Annotated in this window: 21 protein-coding genes and 1 pseudogene; 19 read left to right on the top strand and 3 right to left on the bottom strand. The window is 46.1% G+C overall.

Annotated elements, in window-relative coordinates; translation table 11 throughout:
- The first annotated feature begins 15 nt into the window (after positions 1 to 15).
- From iolJ to ACFVP7_RS21750, 6 genes are all read left to right on the top strand, one after another.
- Positions 16 to 888, top strand: coding sequence for a 6-phospho-5-dehydro-2-deoxy-D-gluconate aldolase (iolJ, locus tag ACFVP7_RS21775; RefSeq protein WP_015250854.1), 873 nt, complete (start codon positions 16 to 18; stop codon positions 886 to 888).
- Positions 889 to 995: 107 nt separating this feature from the next.
- On the top strand, positions 996 to 1,685 hold the full coding sequence (gene yxdJ, locus ACFVP7_RS21770) for a two-component system response regulator YxdJ (RefSeq protein WP_396582879.1): 690 nt from the start codon (positions 996 to 998) through the stop codon (positions 1,683 to 1,685).
- Complete coding sequence (gene yxdK, locus ACFVP7_RS21765; protein WP_160831988.1) at positions 1,682 to 2,659, top strand: two-component system sensor histidine kinase YxdK; 978 nt, start codon at positions 1,682 to 1,684, stop codon at positions 2,657 to 2,659. The genes yxdJ and yxdK overlap by 4 nt, the downstream gene beginning before the upstream one ends.
- 143 nt (positions 2,660 to 2,802) lie before the next feature.
- Entirely contained in the window at positions 2,803 to 3,576 is a 774-nt protein-coding gene (gene yxdL / locus ACFVP7_RS21760) for an ABC transporter ATP-binding protein YxdL (RefSeq protein WP_024572301.1), read from the top strand.
- The gene (gene yxdM, locus ACFVP7_RS21755; protein WP_185184115.1) at positions 3,551 to 5,419 is read left to right on the top strand and encodes an ABC transporter permease YxdM; all 1,869 of its coding nucleotides are present in this window, start codon (positions 3,551 to 3,553) and stop codon (positions 5,417 to 5,419) included. The genes yxdL and yxdM overlap by 26 nt, the downstream gene beginning before the upstream one ends.
- Before the next feature lie 13 nt (positions 5,420 to 5,432).
- Entirely contained in the window at positions 5,433 to 5,780 is a 348-nt protein-coding gene (locus ACFVP7_RS21750; protein WP_003227084.1) for a YxeA family protein, read from the top strand.
- Between the two features lie 40 nt (positions 5,781 to 5,820).
- Here ACFVP7_RS21750 and ACFVP7_RS21745 read toward each other — a convergent pair whose 3' ends face one another.
- Entirely contained in the window at positions 5,821 to 6,786 is a 966-nt protein-coding gene (locus ACFVP7_RS21745) for an iron-hydroxamate ABC transporter substrate-binding protein (RefSeq protein WP_396582878.1), read from the bottom strand.
- Positions 6,787 to 6,963: 177 nt separating this feature from the next.
- Here ACFVP7_RS21745 and ACFVP7_RS21740 point away from each other — a divergent pair, with 177 nt between their 5' ends.
- Complete coding sequence (locus ACFVP7_RS21740) at positions 6,964 to 7,362, top strand: hypothetical protein (RefSeq protein WP_003243293.1); 399 nt, start codon at positions 6,964 to 6,966, stop codon at positions 7,360 to 7,362.
- A 43-nt stretch (positions 7,363 to 7,405) separates the two neighbouring features.
- Here ACFVP7_RS21740 and ACFVP7_RS21735 read toward each other — a convergent pair whose 3' ends face one another.
- Together ACFVP7_RS21735 and cotNE are read right to left on the bottom strand one after the other, a co-directional pair.
- Complete coding sequence (locus ACFVP7_RS21735; RefSeq protein ID WP_003236356.1) at positions 7,406 to 7,759, bottom strand: hypothetical protein; 354 nt, start codon at positions 7,757 to 7,759, stop codon at positions 7,406 to 7,408.
- Positions 7,760 to 8,006: 247 nt separating this feature from the next.
- Complete coding sequence (gene cotNE, locus ACFVP7_RS21730) at positions 8,007 to 8,372, bottom strand: inner spore coat protein CotNE (RefSeq protein ID WP_076457373.1); 366 nt, start codon at positions 8,370 to 8,372, stop codon at positions 8,007 to 8,009.
- Positions 8,373 to 8,462: 90 nt separating this feature from the next.
- Here cotNE and ACFVP7_RS21725 point away from each other — a divergent pair, with 90 nt between their 5' ends.
- From ACFVP7_RS21725 to ACFVP7_RS21670, 12 genes and pseudogenes are all read left to right on the top strand, one after another.
- On the top strand, positions 8,463 to 8,897 hold the full coding sequence (locus ACFVP7_RS21725; RefSeq protein WP_338731696.1) for a DUF3255 family protein: 435 nt from the start codon (positions 8,463 to 8,465) through the stop codon (positions 8,895 to 8,897).
- Positions 8,878 to 9,435: a hypothetical protein gene (locus tag ACFVP7_RS21720; RefSeq protein ID WP_167560778.1), complete on the top strand. Its 558-nt coding sequence runs from the start codon at positions 8,878 to 8,880 to the stop codon at positions 9,433 to 9,435. The genes ACFVP7_RS21725 and ACFVP7_RS21720 overlap by 20 nt, the downstream gene beginning before the upstream one ends.
- Positions 9,436 to 9,474: 39 nt before the next feature.
- Entirely contained in the window at positions 9,475 to 10,287 is an 813-nt protein-coding gene (gene yidA / locus ACFVP7_RS21715; protein ID WP_396582877.1) for a sugar-phosphatase, read from the top strand.
- A 154-nt stretch (positions 10,288 to 10,441) separates the two neighbouring features.
- On the top strand, positions 10,442 to 11,428 hold the full coding sequence (yxeI, locus tag ACFVP7_RS21710; protein WP_122895698.1) for a penicillin V amidase: 987 nt from the start codon (positions 10,442 to 10,444) through the stop codon (positions 11,426 to 11,428).
- Positions 11,415 to 11,642, top strand: a pseudogene (locus ACFVP7_RS21705) (hypothetical protein). Before yxeI ends, ACFVP7_RS21705 begins: the two are co-directional and overlap by 14 nt.
- A 185-nt stretch (positions 11,643 to 11,827) precedes the next feature.
- Entirely contained in the window at positions 11,828 to 13,153 is a 1,326-nt protein-coding gene (locus tag ACFVP7_RS21700; RefSeq protein WP_130573059.1) for an LLM class flavin-dependent oxidoreductase, read from the top strand.
- Positions 13,154 to 13,166: 13 nt separating this feature from the next.
- Positions 13,167 to 13,664: a sulfur-containing aminoacid acetyltransferase SnaB gene (gene snaB / locus ACFVP7_RS21695; RefSeq protein WP_014478464.1), complete on the top strand. Its 498-nt coding sequence runs from the start codon at positions 13,167 to 13,169 to the stop codon at positions 13,662 to 13,664.
- 24 nt (positions 13,665 to 13,688) lie between these two features.
- Positions 13,689 to 14,483, top strand: a complete 795-nt coding sequence (locus ACFVP7_RS21690) for an amino acid ABC transporter substrate-binding protein (protein ID WP_003227109.1) — start codon at positions 13,689 to 13,691, stop codon at positions 14,481 to 14,483.
- A gap of 22 nt (positions 14,484 to 14,505) precedes the next feature.
- A complete protein-coding gene (locus tag ACFVP7_RS21685; RefSeq protein WP_024572311.1) occupies positions 14,506 to 15,180 on the top strand; it encodes an amino acid ABC transporter permease in 675 nt (224 codons plus the stop codon).
- A 12-nt stretch (positions 15,181 to 15,192) separates the two neighbouring features.
- Positions 15,193 to 15,942 (top strand): amino acid ABC transporter ATP-binding protein, encoded by a 750-nt coding sequence (locus ACFVP7_RS21680; protein WP_014481395.1) that lies wholly within the window; start codon positions 15,193 to 15,195, stop codon positions 15,940 to 15,942.
- A gap of 16 nt (positions 15,943 to 15,958) precedes the next feature.
- Positions 15,959 to 17,101 carry an N-acetyl-sulfur-metabolite deacetylase SndB gene (sndB, locus tag ACFVP7_RS21675; protein ID WP_396582876.1) on the top strand — a complete coding sequence of 381 codons (1,143 nt, stop codon included), beginning with the start codon at positions 15,959 to 15,961 and terminating at the stop codon, positions 17,099 to 17,101.
- Positions 17,098 to 18,435, top strand: coding sequence for an MmgE/PrpD family protein (locus tag ACFVP7_RS21670; protein WP_396582875.1), 1,338 nt, complete (start codon positions 17,098 to 17,100; stop codon positions 18,433 to 18,435). Before sndB ends, ACFVP7_RS21670 begins: the two co-directional genes overlap by 4 nt.
- Positions 18,436 to 18,444: the final 9 nt, after the last annotated feature.

Raw genomic sequence — 18,444 nt, 5'->3', positions numbered from 1 at the left:
AAAGGAGGGGTGAATATGGCTTTTGTATCGATGAAAGAGCTTCTTGAAGATGCAAAGCGGGAGCAGTATGCGATCGGCCAGTTTAATATCAATGGTTTGCAGTGGACGAAGGCGATTTTGCAGGCGGCGCAAAAGGAGCAATCACCGGTCATCGCCGCGGCTTCCGATCGCCTGGTCGATTATTTAGGCGGATTTAAAACGATTGCCGCCATGGTAGGCGCGTTAATGGAGGACATGGCGATTACCGTTCCGGTCGTGCTTCATCTCGATCACGGCAGCAGTGCGGAACGCTGCAGACAGGCCATTGATGCCGGATTCAGCTCAGTGATGATTGACGGTTCCCATCAGCCGATTGACGAGAATATCGCGATGACAAAAGAAGTCACCGATTATGCCGCAAAACACGGCGTGTCAGTAGAAGCCGAAGTCGGCACGGTAGGCGGAATGGAAGACGGACTGGTCGGCGGGGTCCGCTATGCCGATATCACGGAATGTGAGCGGATCGTCAAAGAAACCAATATCGACGCGCTGGCCGCCGCCCTCGGCTCTGTTCACGGTAAATATCAGGGTGAGCCGAATCTCGGATTTAAGGAAATGGAGGCTATCTCCCGCATGACTGATATTCCCCTCGTTCTTCACGGGGCATCCGGGATTCCGCAGGATCAGATCAAAAAAGCCATCACGCTCGGCCACGCGAAGATCAATATCAATACGGAATGTATGGTAGCGTGGACAGACGAAACACGCCGCATGTTTCAGGAAAACAGCGATCTGTACGAACCGCGCGGCTATTTGACACCCGGCATTGAAGCCGTGGAAGAGACAGTGCGAAGCAAAATGAGAGAGTTCGGATCAGCCGGTAAAGCAGCTAAGCAGCAGGTCGGCTAAAGAGACCAGAAACCGTCGAGATGGCGGTTTTTTTGTGCGGTGTTGCGTCCATACGCCCAAAACGATTATGATGATGGCAGCAGTGTAAGAAACGGGAGTGGTTCAGTTTGAATAAAATCATGATTGTGGAAGACAGTGAAGACATTCGCGGACTATTGCAGAATTACCTTGAAAAATACGGATATCAAACAGTTGTCGCCGCGGATTTTACAGCTGTTCTTGATGTCTTTTTGCGGGAAAAGCCCGATGTGGTGCTGCTTGATATCAATTTGCCGGCATATGACGGATATTATTGGTGCCGGCAGATCCGCCAGCACTCCACAAGCCCGATCATCTTTATTTCTGCCAGAAGCGGGGAAATGGATCAGGTGATGGCGATTGAAAACGGGGGAGACGATTATATCGAAAAACCGTTTTCTTATGATATTGTGCTGGCGAAAATCAAAAGCCAGATCCGGAGGGCGTACGGGGAGTACGCCGCAAAGCAGGGAGAGAAAGTGGTTGAATATGCCGGCGTCCAGCTCTTTGTGGAACGGTTTGAACTGCGTTTTCAGGATGAAAAAAGCGAGCTTTCTAAAAAAGAAAGCAAGCTTTTGGAAGTGCTGCTTGTGCGGGGAGAAAAGGTGACGAGTCGGGACCGTCTCATGGAAAAGACGTGGGACACCGACATATTCATCGATGATAATACACTTAACGTGTATATCACGCGGCTCAGAAAAAAACTGCGGGAGCTGAATGCGCCTGTTTCTATTGAAGCGGTGCGGGGCGAAGGCTACCAGCTGAGGGCGCAGTCATGAAGCTGTTTCTCCGGTCTCATGCAGTGCTGATTCTGCTTTTTCTCCTTCAAGGGCTGTTTGTCTTCTTTTATTACTGGTTTGCGGGTCTTCATTCTTTTTCTCACTTGTTTTACATATTGGGCGTGCAGCTTCTTATTTTGGCGGGCTATCTTGCCTATCGCTGGTACAAAGACCGCGGCGTGTATCATTGGCTCAGCTCGGGGCAGGAAGGGACGGATATCCCGTATCTCGGTTCTTCAGTGTTCTGTTCAGAGCTGTATGAAAAGCAGATGGAGCTGAGCCGGCTGCAGCACCAGAAGCTCCATGAGACCGAAGCCAAGCTTGAAGCGCGGGTGACGTATATGAATCAATGGGTGCACCAAGTAAAGACGCCGCTGTCGGTCATTAATTTAATCATTCAAGAAGAGGATGAGCCCGTTTTTGAACAAATCAAAAAAGAAGTCCGGCAGATTGAATTCGGGCTGGAGACGCTTCTTTATTCTTCAAGGCTCGACCTGTTTGAACGGGATTTTAAAATTGAAGCGGTTTCCCTGCCCGAGCTTCTCCAATCAGTCATTCAAAGCTATAAACGATTTTTTATTCAATATCGCGTTTATCCGAAAATGAACGTTTGCGATGATCATCAGATTTACACCGATGCCAAATGGCTCAAATTTGCGATCGGCCAAGTGGTCACAAATGCGGTCAAGTATTCAGCGGGCAAGAGTGATAGACTTGAGCTGAATGTCTTCCGCGATGAAGACAGGACGGTGCTTGAAGTCAAAGATTACGGTGTCGGGATTCCTTCGCAAGACATCAAGCGGGTGTTTGACCCTTATTACACCGGTGAAAACGGGCGGCGTTTCCAAGAATCTACGGGAATCGGCCTCCATCTCGTCAAAGAAATTACAGATAAGCTCAATCATACGGTAGACATCAGCTCGTCTCCCGGTGAAGGGACATCAGTTCGATTTTCATTTCTTACAAAAATGTAAGGCTGCGTTAAGAAAACAACATAGCCCGCTTTGTTTCCCCTTGATAACATGGATTTATGTCAAGGGGATTTTTATGTTGAACGTCCCGGCACTACATGAAAGCAGCCCAGATCAACAAGAATAAAACCATAAGGAGGATTTTCATGGCGAATATGCTTGAAGTCAAACATATAAATAAAACCTATAAAGGACAAGTGTCCTATCAAGCCTTAAAGCAAATTTCATTTTCAATAGAAGAAGGCGAGTTCACGGCGGTGATGGGGCCGTCTGGGTCCGGAAAAACAACGCTTTTGAATATCATTTCAACGATCGACCGTCCGGATTCAGGCGATATCCTGATTCACGGAGAAAACCCGCATCGCCTGAAGCGGACAAAGCTCGCTCATTTCCGCCGCAAGCAGCTCGGATTTGTGTTTCAGGATTTCAATCTTCTGGACACGCTGACAATCGGTGAAAATATCATGCTGCCGTTAACGCTTGAAAAAGAAGCGCCGTCTGTAATGGAAGAAAAACTGCAAGGCATCGCGGCAAAGCTCGGAATCGAAAACCTGCTCAACAAACGGACGTTTGAAGTATCCGGAGGACAGCGCCAGCGTGCCGCCATCGCAAGAGCGGTTATTCATAAGCCGTCACTCATCCTGGCCGATGAACCGACGGGCAACCTTGATTCCAAAGCGTCAAAAGACGTCATGGAAACGATGCAGAGCCTGAATCAGGATGATCAAGTCACGGCTTTGATGGTGACCCACGATCCTGTTGCGGCAAGCTACTGCCGCCGCGTCATCTTTATAAAAGACGGTGAACTGTTTAATGAGATTTACCGCGGGGAAAACCGCCAAGTATTTTATGAACAAATTCTCGATGTGCTGTCTATGCTGGGGGGAAACGCAAATGACCTTTCTTCAGTTCGCTTATAAAAACGTCACGAGAAACAAAAGGGCCTATCTTGCATTCTTTTTAAGCAGCGCCTTTTCCGTTTTGATTTTCTTTACCTTTGCGATGTTCCTGTTTCATCCGGCATTAAAGGAAGGCTACCTGAATAATATCGCCAAAAAAGGCTTAACCGCTGCGGAATGGATGATCTTTGTTTTTTCTTTCTTATTTGTTCTGTATTCGGTTAACGCATTTTTGAAATCGAGAAATAAAGAATTCGGCATTCTGCTCATGCAGGGCATCACGCCGGGGCAGCTGAGAAAGCTCATTACTGCGGAAAATATGATCATCGGCGTCATGTCAATTGCAGCCGGCATTATCGGAGGATTCATTTTTTCAAAGACATTCTTTACGGTCGGCGCTTATATTTTAGAAATGGACGCGCTGCCTTTGTATATGCCTTGGAAAGCGCTCGGTATTACGGCCGGCGGATTTCTGCTCTTATTTTTCTTTTTATCGCAGTTTACGATTCTTTTTGTCAGATCAAATACGGTTATCAAATTAATAAAGGGCACTGACAAGGTTAAGCCGGAGCCTAAGCCGTCCGTGCTTCTGTCCTTATTCGGCATCGCCTGTCTTTGCGGCGGGTACGGCATGGTTCTTAAAGGCAATGTCCACGGGGCCGAACCGTTTATCATTTTACTGCTCACCGTCATCGGAACATATTTCTTTTTCAGCCAAAGCAGCATATGGATTCTGCGCGCGCTGAAGAAGTGGAAAACCTTTTATCTGCGCGGGAAAAACGTCATCTGGGTTTCTGACCTTGTCTATCGTTTAAAAGACAACGCCCGCCTGTTCTTTATTGTCAGCATTATTTCCGCGGTTGCGTTTACTGCGACAGGCGTGCTCGCGATGTACAAATCGACCGTCGGGGCGGAAGAGTCCGCTTATGAAATGGAGTATTTATCTTACAGCAACAATCCAAAAGAACAGACTCATTTGAAAGATATTGACCATGAACTGAAAACACACGGCTTTACGTATACGAAAGACAAAATAGATGTTTCCTATGTTCGCTATCAGGAAGGAGAAACTGTTCCCCCTGTTTACATGATCAGTGAATCGGATGCGGCAAAATACTTCCATGTCAAAGTGAACGGCCTGAAAGAAGACGAGGCTGTCTATTTCCCGGGAACGTATGACCGCAATTTCAAAAACAAAGCTCCGGATCAGCTGAAGCTGCTGAACCAAAAAGGGGAGATGTCTGATCAAAAACTGTCGGTAAAAGAAGTCAAAAAACCGCTGATCTCATTGAATGCTATCATCGCGGTGAATGATCAAACCTTTGATCAGCTGAAATCACTCGGTGATAAAGCGTCATTATACGGCTACAGCTATGATCATTGGAAAGACAGTCTTGAGATCAGCCAATCCTTGCAAAATGAGATTTACGGCAATTATATCGACGTGCATTCTGATTTTGCTTCAAAAGCGGGGACTTACTATGATACGGTGCAGCTGCCGAGCCTGAGTCTATTTATCGGCCTGTTTATCGCAATTGTATTCTTTGTCGCGGCAGCAAGTTTCTTATATTTCAGGCTGTTCACTGATTTAGATGAAGACCGGGAGCGCTACCGTTCACTGGCCAAAATCGGCCTGAGTGAGCGAGAAATGGCGCAAAGCGTGACAATACAATTGGCGATTCTTTTCTTCTTTCCATTTGTCATTGCCGTCATGCATACACTGTTTGCCTTGAGAACATTGGCTGTGGAAGGCTATTCTGATGTCGCGGGGCCGCTCAGTCTCACCATCGGAGGGTTTTTCATTTTTCAGCTTCTATTCTTCCTCGCGGTGCGGTCAAGCTATTTGAAAAAAATGAACAAGTAAGGGGAGTGCAAAGATGAAAAAAGCAATGGCAATCCTGGCCGTCTTGGCGGCTGCTGCCGTAATATGCGGGCTTCTCTTTTTTCATAACGATGTTACAGACAGATTTAATCCGTTTATTCACCAGCAAGATGTCTATGTTCAGATTGATCGAGATGGCAGACATCTTAGTCCGGGCGGTACTGAATATACATTAGACGGATATAATGCATCCGGGAAAAAAGAAGAAGTGACCTTTTTCGCCGGCAAAGAGCTTCGGAAGAACGCGTATTTGAAGGTGAAGGCGAAAGGAAAGTATGTCGAGACTTGGGAAGAAGTCAAGTTTGAAGATATGCCGGACTCCGTACAGTCAAAATTAAAGTGAATCATAAAAAACGGCACAGCGTCATGACTGTGCCGTTTTTTTATTTTTTATTTTCTTCGGCCCGTTTGATCAGCATGTCGGTGATGATATCCACCTGTTTGCTGACAGAAATCGGGTCGTACGGGTAGAACGAGTCAAAGTCATTGATAAACACGCGATTATGTTTAACAGCGTCAAGATTTTTCCAAATAGAGGAATTCTCCAGCTTGTCGAGTGTTTTGCTTTCGCCTTTCGGGTTGTAATCCGTAATGAACATATAATCTGCGGCATACTCAGGAATAACCTCTTGAGAGAGCTGTTTCATCTCTCCTTTTTTGATGACATCTTGCTCAATTTTTTCAGGCGCTTTTAACCCAAGTGCATTGTATACAGCTTGGCCGCCGCGTCCGCCATTGTCATTGAACACCCAGAATGCGCCCTTGTCTGTGTTTTCATAAATGCCGAAGGTCGCATCTTTGTCGATGACGCCGGCAATTTTCTTTTTAGCTGCTTCCGCTTTTTTGTTAAAGTCAGCCATAAAGGATTTTGCTTTGTCTTTCGCTCCGGCGATATCTCCGAACATGCTGACTGTGTCTTCTACGTTTTTCGCTGTGTTATAAGGTATGACAACAGTCGGAGCGATTTTCTTTAATTTATCAACATTCTCTTCATTCATGACAACAATTAAGTCAGGCTGAAGCTCCATCACTTTTTCAACGCTGATTGGATCACCAACATCCTTCACATTTTTCAGCTTTGATTTTAAAAACGGATTATCAAATGACCATGAGCCTGAGCCGACCACATTGGCCCCGACAGACAGCAATTCACCGGCATAAAAATCAGTGACGATGCGTTTCGGACGTGCAGGAATGTTGACGTTCCCTTTTGGTGATTTGTATGTTCTCATTTCTGTTTTTTCGGAAGCAGAATCGCTTGAGCTCCCTTTAGAAGCCGTGCCGCTGCAAGCGCTGACAAACATGAGAAGCAGCACAAGCATGCCCACGAGCAATATGTTCTTTTTCATCAAGAACCCTCCCACTATGTATCTCAATAGATTAGTAATGATTATCATTATCAATTAATAATATAGCAAGAAACCTGTTCTCCGTCTATCACTATTTTTAAGGGAGAAAGTTTTTCCCGTTTATGGGTGACGCGGTATGCCTAATCGATTATTATAGGTAAATAGGAGGAGAAAAATATGGGAATTACAAAAAGAGGTGCCGCTTGGGAATGGCTGCATAGCTGGTGGATGCTGTTTATTTTCATGCCTTTTGCCATTACCAGTTTTTTTGCCTTTTTATTTATTGGCATCAAGGTTAGAAATAGAAAGTGGATCATGTACGGCATCATTTATTTTTTCATTTTTGCGTTTGGTTTTGTTTTGCCCGATCTGCCCGGTGTTTTTATTGTGGTCCCGTTATGGGCGGTGACCATTATTCATGGATTTAAAGTGCGCCCGCTGTATTTGATTCAGCTGGATGTCTACAAAGATCATGTGGAGGCGCGGGCTTTTGCCGAGGCAAGAAGTGAAGCCGAGAGCAGATTTCATGCACCGAAACAGTCTATTCAGGATATACATATTCGCAAAGAACAGTAAGAAAAAAAGCTCAACACTCGCATTGTGTTGAGCTTTTTATATGTTACTGCTGGTAGGATTGCTGCTGAAATGGCGTGTTTTGGCCGAATGGAAGTGTAGATACATTCGTATTCATGACGCTGGATTGTCCAGTAAGTTCCTGTTGCATTTGGTTGCACATGTTGACAACCTGCTGGCACTTTTGAATCGCCATGTCATGCCCGTGCAGTGCTTGCTGAATGGTATGTGCAGCTTGTTGTTCGTGGTTTAGAATCTGCTGCAGCATTTGGATGTTTTGCTGTTCCTGATGAAGCATTTGGCGATATTGCTGGCTGCTTTGCTGTGTCTGCTGAATGAGCTGCTGAGCAGTTTGGCGGCATTGGTTCAGCTGCTGCAAGCCGTGTTGTGTATTATGCATGAATGATCCCTCCATGTATCGATTGACGTGAGTCGGTATTATCATGCAACCTGAATGAAAAGAAATTCTGCAAATGAGGAACTACAATTATTTTCCTCAGCCCCTCTACCTTTGAATGAAAACGGTAAAGATTGTATACTGGGTACAAACCCTTTTTATGTAAATGTTCCGTTTTAACATATAAGAATGGCGGAAAACGAAACCCTGAGATGGGAGAATCGTATTCCGCTTTTTTTCTTTGTTTCGCTCAGAAACCGCCTTCCCCTGCAGTAAATGGGATATTCAGCCTGTTTTCTACTGTGCGGAGGCGCTGATTGAGCCGATTTAGGCGGCGTGTATGGCGTTCAACAGCCTGGCTTAGCTGATTGACCTGTTCGGCAATCCGTGCAATTTCCCGATTTTGACGGCGGTCTTCGTTTGTCAGACGGGTTAATTCTCTTGACTGCTGTTCATTTTGCCGTTCAAGTGCTGCGATTCTTCTTTCCAATGCCGGCTGTCTATCCATTTGGTATGGATCGTATACATCCTGCTGCGGATAAGGATTGTACTCATAGTGGCTATAGTAAGGTTCCTGCTGAGGCAGCTGAGAGCTGTAATATTGATAAGGGTTCATTATGATCAATCTCCTTGTGGGTGAATTCCTTATAACTTATGTAGTCCTTGGCACAGTGGCACGGCATTCGCCCAAAAAAAGGAGGAAAGGATGGTGATCCCCTTGAGAAACAAATATGGCATTTTGTTTTTAATTGCTGTATGCATCATGGTATCGGGCTGCCAGCAGCAAAAAGAAGAGACGCCGTTTTATTACGGAACGTGGGATGAGGGGCTTGCCCCCGGGCCAACGGACGGCGTGAAATCAGCAACAGTCACATTTACCGAAGACGAGGTTGTGGAAACGGAAGTGATGGAAGGAAGAGGAGAGGTACAGCTGCCTTTTATGGCATACAAGGTGATTTCCCAAAGCACTGACGGGTCTATCGAGATTCAGTACCTCGGCCCCTATTATCCGCTCAAAAGCACGCTGAAAAGAGGAGAAAACGGGACATTGATATGGGAGCAAAATGGCAAGACAAAAACGATGACAAGAATCGAATCAAAGACCGGCAGGGAGGAGAAAGATGAGAAATCAAAAAGCTGAAAGACTGGTGGCAGTGGGGCTTGTTTTACATATTATTCAGTGGATATTTATATTATGGGCTTTTCTCAAAGTCAAACATTTATTTAGTGACTATACGATCTATAACCCTAATGTCATCAGCGGCTCCATGCAGTCCTTATCGTTTATACAAATGATGCGCGCTATGATGTACTCAGGGGCAATCGTGAATTATGTATTGTTTTTTGCCCTTGTATTGCTGATTTATGGCATAGTGCTTCATGCCATCCTGATTGTTCTGGAAATGGCGGCTTACGTCATGATCAGACGGAATCCATCATCTTCATGGGGGTTCTTTTTCATCGCGGCGGGTGTGAAGCTTGCCATCTTGAATATCACCGGCATTCCTTTTTTAGCTGCCGGCTTTCTGCTGATGAAACAGAAAAAAGCAGAAAACGGCGTCAAGGCAGAAAGAAAGCGGAAACCGCGCTTGCGTATCCGAAGACAAGGGCGGCGTCTAAACAGAATCCGGAGAAAACCATCTCTTCCGGTTGAATATCAAAAAGAAAAAACGATATGATGGGACTATAGCCTGAAAACGACATGAAGGAGATGCAGGATGTACAAACTAATTGCAATTGATATGGATGGAACACTTTTAAATGATCATCATGAAGTAACAGAGGAGGTCCGCGACGCCCTTCACGCTGCAAAAGCGGAAGGTGTCAAAATTGTGCTTTGCACCGGCCGGCCTATCGGGGGTGTGCAGAGATATTTAGATGAACTGAATTTAATTGAAGAAGGCGACTATGTTATTGCGTATAATGGAGCGCTTGTTCAAAATACGCATACAAATGAAGTGGTCTCGGAGCTGTCTCTCGGTTATGATGATTTGGCTTCATTATATGACCTGAGCTTAGAGCTGAAGACGCCGATGCATTTCTTTGACTCATCTAATTTGTATACGCCTAACCGGGATATTAGCGAATTTACCGTATACGAATCCTATGTGACACAGGTGCCGCTTCATTTCCGCAAGATTGACGAGGTGCCAAAAGATATCCTCATCCCGAAAGTGATGTTTATTGATAAACCGGAGAACTTAAACCGCGTCATTACATCGATTCCAAAAGACGTGAGAGAAAAATATTCAATGGTCAAAAGCGCGCCTTTCTTTTATGAGATTCTGCACCCGGAAGCCAGCAAAGGAAATGCTGTACGCCAGCTGGCTCAGCAGCTTGGAATTGAACAGGCGGAAGTCATGTGCATAGGCGACAATGGGAACGACCTGACAATGATCGAATGGGCGGGCTGCGGGGTTGCCATGGCAAACGCCATCCCAGAAGTATTGGAAGCCGCAAACTTTCAAACACGCTCCAATAATGAACATGGTGTTGCGCATGCGATTCACGAGCTTGTTTTGGCTAAATAATAAAAAATCCAGCCTTCTAAAGGCTGGATTTTTTCGTTTTATTTGATGTAATGTCAATTCTTTGACGAACCGATTTGACTTTCGTTATGCTGATAAAACCAATTCGTTCACAATATGTATGATATTAATCTGAATTGAAAAGGGGACTGATCAAATGTGCACAAGTCTTACATTGGAAACTGCTGACCGTAAACATGTATTAGCGAGAACAATGGATTTTGCATTTCAGCTGGGGACAGAGGTGATTCTCTATCCGCGCCGTTACAGTTGGAATAGTGAAGCTGACGGAAAGGCCCATCAGACACAGTACGCATTTATCGGTATGGGAAGAAAACTTGGTAATATTTTATTTGCAGACGGCGTTAATGAAAACGGTTTATCGTGTGCTGCACTTTATTTTCCGGGCTATGCGGAGTACGAAAAAACGATACGGGAAGATACCGTTCACATTGCCCCGCATGAGTTTGTGACATGGGTGCTGTCAGTCTGTAAGTCTTTGGAAGACGTAAAAGAAAAGATTCGATCTTTAACGATTGTAGAGAAAAAATTAGATCTATTGGATACAGTTTTACCGCTTCACTGGATATTGTCAGACCGGACGGGCCGAAGCCTGACGATAGAACCGAGAGCAGACGGCCTCAAAGTCTATGATAATCAACCTGGTGTCATGACGAACAGCCCCGACTTTATATGGCATGTAACCAATCTGCAGCAATATACAGGAATCAGACCGAAGCAATTAGAGAGCAAAGAGATGGGCGGATTAGCCCTTTCTGCTTTTGGCCAAGGCTTAGGAACTGTTGGTCTGCCGGGGGATTATACACCGCCTTCCCGGTTTGTCAGAGCTGTTTATTTGAAAGAACATCTAGAGCCGGCGGCCGATGAAACGAAAGGTGTAACAGCCGCTTTTCACATTTTGGCAAATATGACGATACCAAAGGGCGCAGTGATAACGGAAGAAGACGAAATTCATTATACGCAATATACTTCCGTGATGTGCAACGAAACTGGAAACTACTATTTCCACCACTATGACAATCGGCAAATCCAAAAAGTAAATTTATTTCATGAAGACCTTGACTGTTTGGAGCCTAAAGTGTTTTCCGCTAAAGCAGAAGAGAGTATTCATGAGCTTAATTAATTCACATCAATCAGCTGATTCCGGTTTGAATATCTGGAGTCAGCTGTTTTTTTATACAATCGTTACGGCGTCTGAATGGATAGGCGGTTTGCAAAAGCGAAGAAAAGGCAAAGGAAATGGCGAAATCTTATATAAAATTCTTGGATGAAAACTGAGTCTTTGCTTCATTAGACTCAGTTTTCTTGCCGATATAGAGGTTGCACTAGTTGAATGAATCAATGCCGTTCCATCATGGTCACGCAAGGGTCTTTTCGCTTGAATAGAAAAAATTAATCTTAACTCATTGACAAACGTCCAAGACAAAGGTACATTTTGATTTATTCATATTAAACGACTAGGAATATAGGAGTTTATTTTTCGGATTATTCAGCCTAAAAACATGATAAAAGGAGTATCGTCATGACAAGCAAAAAGAAACAAATCAAATTAGGGGTATTTTTAGCAGGTACAGGCCATCATGTTGCGTCTTGGCGGCACCCGGACGCGCCGTCAGATGCGAGCATGAATTTGGATTATTTTAAAGAGCTTGCGAAAACAGCGGAGCGAGGCAAGCTTGATATGCTGTTTTTAGCGGACAGCCTCTCAATTGACAGCAAATCACACCCAAATGTATTAACAAGGTTTGAGCCATTCACCCTGCTCTCTGCTTTGGCGCAGGTCACATCAAAAATCGGACTGACAGCAACAGCCTCCACTACATACAGCGAGCCATTCCATATTGCCAGACAGTTTGCGTCATTGGATCATTTGTCCAACGGCCGTGCCGGATGGAACGTCGTCACTTCATCTATTGAATCAACAGCGCTGAATTTCAGCGGTGAAAAGCACCTTGAACACCATTTGCGCTATCAGCGGGCAGAGGAATTTGTCGAAGTTGTAAAGGGGCTTTGGGATTCATGGGAAGAGGACGCCTTTATCCGTAATAAAGAAACGGGTGAATTCTTTGACAAAGAAAAAATGCACGAGCTGAACCACAAAGGAGAATATTTCTCGGTTCGCGGACCTCTGAACGTTTCAAGAACGCCGCAGGGCCAGCCGGTCATTATCCAGGCAGGATCATCAGGAGACGGAAAAGCGTTGGCTGCCAGAACAGCAGAAGTGATCTTCACAGCACAAAACCACCTGGAATCAGCTCAGGAATTTTATCAATCCATTAAAGAACAGGCAGCGGAATTCGGACGTGATCCAGAAAAAATTGCCATCATGCCGGGTATTTTCCCAATCATTGCCGATACAGAAGAAGCAGCGCGAGCCAAATACAAGGAGCTTCAAGATCTGATTATCCCATCTGTCGGTCTGCAAATTCTCCAAAATTACTTAGGCGGAATTGATTTGTCGGCATATCCGCTTGATGGGCCGCTGCCGAAGCTTGACGCAGAAGCTTCTAATGCGGTGAAGAGCCGCTTCAAGCTTGTTCAGGAAATGGCTGAAAGGGACAATATGACGATACGAGAGCTTTACAAATACGTTGCAGGCTCCAGAGGCCACCATATCTTCGTCGGCACGCCGGAGCAGCTCGCCGACAAGATGCAGGAATGGGTGGATAAGAAAGCGTGTGACGGGTTTAACATCATGCCTCCGCTTCTTCCAGAAGGAATTGAAGTGTTTGTTGATCAAGTAGTTCCGATTTTACAGGAGCGCGGCGTGTTCAGAAAAGAATATGAAGGCACAACATTACGAGAGCACTTCGGTTTGGAAAAGCCGGTAAACCGCTATGCAAAGTAAGGAGGAACGCTAGATGAAGCCACAATATCGCCTTGCAGTTGAACGTGATGCTGAACAGCTCCTCGCGCTGACATTGCGGGCTTATGAACCGATTCGAAAGCTTGGCATTCGTTTTGCTGCTGCTCATGCGGATTTAGATTTGGTGCTGCAAAATATTCGGAAAAACGCTTGCTACGTCATGGAAGAAGACGGGCGGATCATCGCGACCATCACCTTGAGAATGCCTTGGGGAAAACAGCCGGGACCGTATGGCGTTCCGCATATCTGGTGGTTCGCTGTGGACCCCGACACCGGTAAAAAAGGAATCGGAACAAAGCTGCTTCAATGGCTGGAGGAAACAATCCTTCGCGATACGTTAAAGGTTCCGTTTGTCTCACTCGGAACAGCGGATAAGCATCCGTGGCTGATAGAGATGTACGAACGAAAAGGGTATGTCCGCTCAGGTGAACAAGACCTTGGAAAAGGGCATATCACAGTCTATATGAAAAAACAATTGCGACATGATCTATAAAAAAAGAAAAGGCGGGAAAATCAAATGAAAATGAAAAAATGGACTGTGCTGGTCGTTGCTGCATTATTAGCGGTGCTTTCAGCTTGCGGCAATGGAAACAGCAGCAGTAAAGAGGATGACAATGTGCTTCATGTCGGTGCGACAGGACAAAGTTACCCATTTGCTTATAAAGAAAACGGAAAGCTGACAGGTTTTGACGTTGAAGTGATGGAAGCAGTCGCTAAGAAAATTGACATGAAACTGGACTGGAAGCTGCTTGAATTCAGCGGGCTGATGGGAGAGCTTCAAACAGGCAAGCTTGATACCATTTCCAACCAGGTAGCTGTGACAGACGAACGTAAGGAAACGTATAACTTTACGAAACCATATGCTTATGCCGGAACACAGATTGTCGTCAAAAAAGACAATACTGATATCAAATCAGTAGACGATTTAAAAGGCAAGACAGTCGCAGCCGTTCTCGGTTCAAACCACGCGAAAAACCTTGAAAGCAAAGATCCTGATAAAAAAATCAATATCAAAACGTACGAAACACAAGAGGGTACGCTGAAGGATGTTGCGTACGGCCGTGTAGACGCTTATGTCAACAGCCGAACTGTATTGATCGCGCAAATCAAGAAGACCGGTTTGCCATTAAAGCTTGCGGGAGATCCGATTGTTTACGAACAGGTTGCATTCCCATTTGCCAAGGACGATGCGCACGACAAGCTCCGCAAAAAAGTCAATAAGGCGCTAGATGAATTGCGTAAAGACGGAACACTGAAAAAACTCTCTGAAAAATACTTTAATGAAGATATCACAGTAGAACAGAAGCATTAAGAAACGGCGGTGACTCACCAGAATGAACACGATTGATTGGGAATTCATGATATCAGCGTTCCCGACTTTAATTCAGGCCCTTCCGATCACGTTGTTTATGGCCATAGCGGCTATGATTTTTGCCATTATCGGAGGACTTATTCTAGCACTCATTACAAAGAACAAAATTCCAGTGCTTCATCAGCTGTCAAAGCTGTATATATCCTTTTTCCGAGGCGTGCCGACACTGGTGCAGCTGTTCTTAATCTATTACGGGCTGCCGCAGCTGTTTCCAGAGATGAGCAAAATGACAGCTCTCACAGCTGCCATCATTGGGTTAAGCTTGAAAAATGCAGCATATTTGGCAGAAATCTTCCGGGCCGCCCTCAATTCTGTTGATGACGGGCAGCTGGAGGCGTGCCTGTCTGTCGGTATGACAAAATTTCAGGCATACAGACGGATTATTTTGCCGCAAGCGATCCGAAATGCGATTCCGGCAACGGGCAATACATTTATCGGGCTCCTGAAAGAAACGTCACTGGCCTTTACATTAGGGGTCATGGAGATGTTCGCCCAAGGGAAGATGTACGCTTCAGGAAACCTCAAATATTTTGAGACTTACTTGGCGGTTGCGATCGTCTATTGGGTTCTTACCATGATCTACAGCATTTTGCAGGACTTGTTTGAACGTGCCATGAGCAAGCCATACCGGACTTAGAGGTGAAATCAGTTGATAACAGTAAAAAATATTCGCAAAGCGTTTAAAGATCTCGTCGTGCTCGACGGAATCGATCTAGAAGTGAAACGCGGAGAAGTGGTGGCAATCATCGGTCCGTCCGGTTCCGGAAAGTCAACGCTTCTCCGGTGCTTAAATTTATTAGAGCGTCCGGATCAAGGACTTATTGAAATCGGAGAAGCCAAACTGAACGCGGAAAAGTTTACACGCAAGGAAGCATATCGGCTTCGCCAGCAAACGGCCATGGTCTTTCAAAACTACAATCTGTTTAAAAATAAAACGGCTCTGCAAAACATTACAGAAGCTTTAATTGTGGCTCAACATAAACCACGCGACGAAGCGAAACGTATTGGAATGGAGATTCTGAAACAAGTCGGTCTGGAGCATAAGGCTGACAGCTATCCGATCACAATGTCCGGCGGCCAGCAGCAGCGAATCGGCATCGCCCGGGCGCTTGCGGTCAATCCGCATGCGATTTTGCTGGATGAACCAACTTCAGCGCTTGACCCTGAGCTCGTCACAGGGGTGCTTCAGGTCATCAAATCCATTGCGGAAAAGCAAACAACGATGATCATTGTTACACACGAAATGGCGTTTGCAAAAGAGGTCGCTGATAAAGTGATTTTTATGGCAGACGGCCATATTATCGAGCAGGGAACGCCAAAAGAACTGTTTGACCATCCGAAAAACGAACGGACGAAACGATTTATCAAGCAGGTGGGAGAGCCTGCAGAGCTTATATAAGAAGGGGAGAAGAACAATGGCCGACAAAGCGTTTCATACCCGTTTAATCAATATGCGGCGTGATCTTCATGAACATCCTGAGCTGTCATTTCAAGAGGTTGAAACGACGAAAAAAATCCGCCGCTGGCTTGAGGAGGAGCAAATCGAAATACTTGATGTTCCTCAATTGGAGACTGGCGTGATTGCAGAAATCAAAGGACGGGAAGACGGCCCCGTGATAGCAATACGAGCGGATATTGACGCGCTCCCGATCCAAGAACAGACGAATCTCCCATTTGCATCTAAGGTTGATGGCACAATGCATGCATGTGGACACGATTTTCATACTGCTTCTATTATTGGCACAGCGATGTTGCTGAATCAAAGAAAGGCCGAGCTAAAAGGTACAGTCCGCTTTATCTTTCAGCCGGCAGAAGAAATCGCCGCAGGAGCAAGAAAGGTCATAGAAGCTGGCGTACTTGATGGCGTTTCCGCGATTTTCGGCATGCACAATAAGCCGGATCTGCCTGTCGGGACCATTGGTGTAAAGGAAGGTCCGCTTATGGCAAGTGTTGACCGGTTTGAGATCGTCATCAAAGGGAAAGGCGGACACGCCGGCATCCCGAATAACAGTATTGATCCAATCGCTGCAGCCGGACAAATCATCAGCGGGCTGCAATCTGTGGTCAGCCGCAATATCAGCTCACTGCAAAACGCAGTCGTCAGTATCACAAGAGTACAGGCGGGCACGTCGTGGAACGTGATTCCAGACCAAGCTGAAATGGAGGGGACGGTTCGAACCTTTCAAAAAGAAGCGAGGCAGGCTGTTCCGGAGCATATGAGACGAGTGGCTGAAGGAATTGCAGCGGGCTATGGGGCACAAGCAGAATTCAAGTGGTTTCCTTATTTGCCTTCCGTTCAGAATGACGGCACATTTTTGAATGCGGCATCCGAAGCTGCGGCACGGCTTGGCTATCAAACCGTTCACGCTGAGCAGTCTCCGGGCGGAGAAGACTTCGCTCTGTATCAAGAGAAGATTCCGGGATTTTTTGTCTGGATGGGAACGAACGGGACGGAGGAGTGGCATCATCCGGCCTTTACACTGGATGAAGAAGCCCTTACGGTTGCCTCTCAATACTTTGCGGAGCTGGCGGTTATTGTATTGGAGACCATCAAATGAGCAAACAAGGGCTGACAGCAGGTCTTGCAGAGGCTGTGAGTACGTCACAACCTGAGCATTCAGTTGACGCGATTCACGAAGCAAAAAAGGGATTACTTGATTTTACTGCCGCTTCATTCGCAGGAAGAGAAGATAAAGGAATTCAAAAGCTCCTCCGTCTGATAGAGGATGAAGGAGGCCGGCCCCTTGTTCCTATTATCGGACAGGGCAAAAAGGCCGCACCATTACAATCCGCGATGCTCAATGGATTTATCGCCCATGCATTGGATTTTGATGATGTCCACTCCGATGTAAGAGGACACCCCAGTGCAGTCATCGTACCGGCCCTTATTGCTTCTGCCGCTCGCGGACATGACGAGCGGCTTCTTGGTGCTTATATTGTTGGTATTGAAGTGATGGCACGGCTGGGAGAATCAATTGGCAGCCGCCACTATGAAAAGGGCTGGCATAATACAGGAACGCTTGGTGCCATCGCTGCTGCCTGCGCCGTAGGTTATGCTGAGGAGCTGACTCAGGAAGAGTTGGAAAAAGCAATTGGTTTTGCGGCTACGCAATCTGCTGGGATGAGGGTGCAATTTGGAACAGAAATGAAACCGCTGCACGCCGGTTTGGCGGCTCAGGCTGGCTTGCTGGCCGTTAAGCTGGCCCAATCAGAATTTGGCGGGTCCCGCACGGCACTTGATGGAGAAACTGGTTTCTTCAGTCTGTACGGTGACGTTGAAAAAGCACAACATACTTTGCTAAACGATTGGGGGGCACCGTGGAGAATTGTGCAGCCGGGTCTATGGTTTAAAATCTATCCATTTTGTTCCGCGGCACACCATGCTGCAGATGCGGTACGACAGCTTATCTCCGAAGAAACCATTTCTGCGGCCAATACCGAACGTATTGAAGTGATATTTCCGCCAGGCGGAGATGCTGCATTGACGGAACGATCTCCAAAAACTGGAGAGGAAGGCCGTTTCAGCGTTGAATATGTGATTGCTCTTGCTTTGCACGGACACGACCTGACCGTTGAACATTTCAACAGCCAGCCGATCCCAAACGGCATTCAAACGACAATAGGGCATATTCAGCGCGTATATGACAATGCTACTCAGCCGGCTCCCCGTGCCGTTCCAAAAGGCCGTTTTACGATTGTCCGGGCCTATTTATCAGACGGCCGGATTTGCGAAGCGCGTGTGGACTGCCCAAAAGGGGCGCCAGGAAATGAGCTGTCTGAAGAAGACATAAAAGAAAAATTGACATTAACGGCCCCGCAAGAAAAAGCGCGGAGCATCATAACAGCCGTTGAAAAAGCCGATATAAAAGAATTTTTAGCTCATATTGAATAAGATCAACTC

Source organism: Bacillus sp. SG20033 (assembly GCF_044570195.1).
In the GTDB taxonomy this organism is placed as follows: domain Bacteria; phylum Bacillota; class Bacilli; order Bacillales; family Bacillaceae; genus Bacillus; species Bacillus subtilis.
This window is presented reverse-complemented; position numbering and strand designations above follow the sequence as displayed.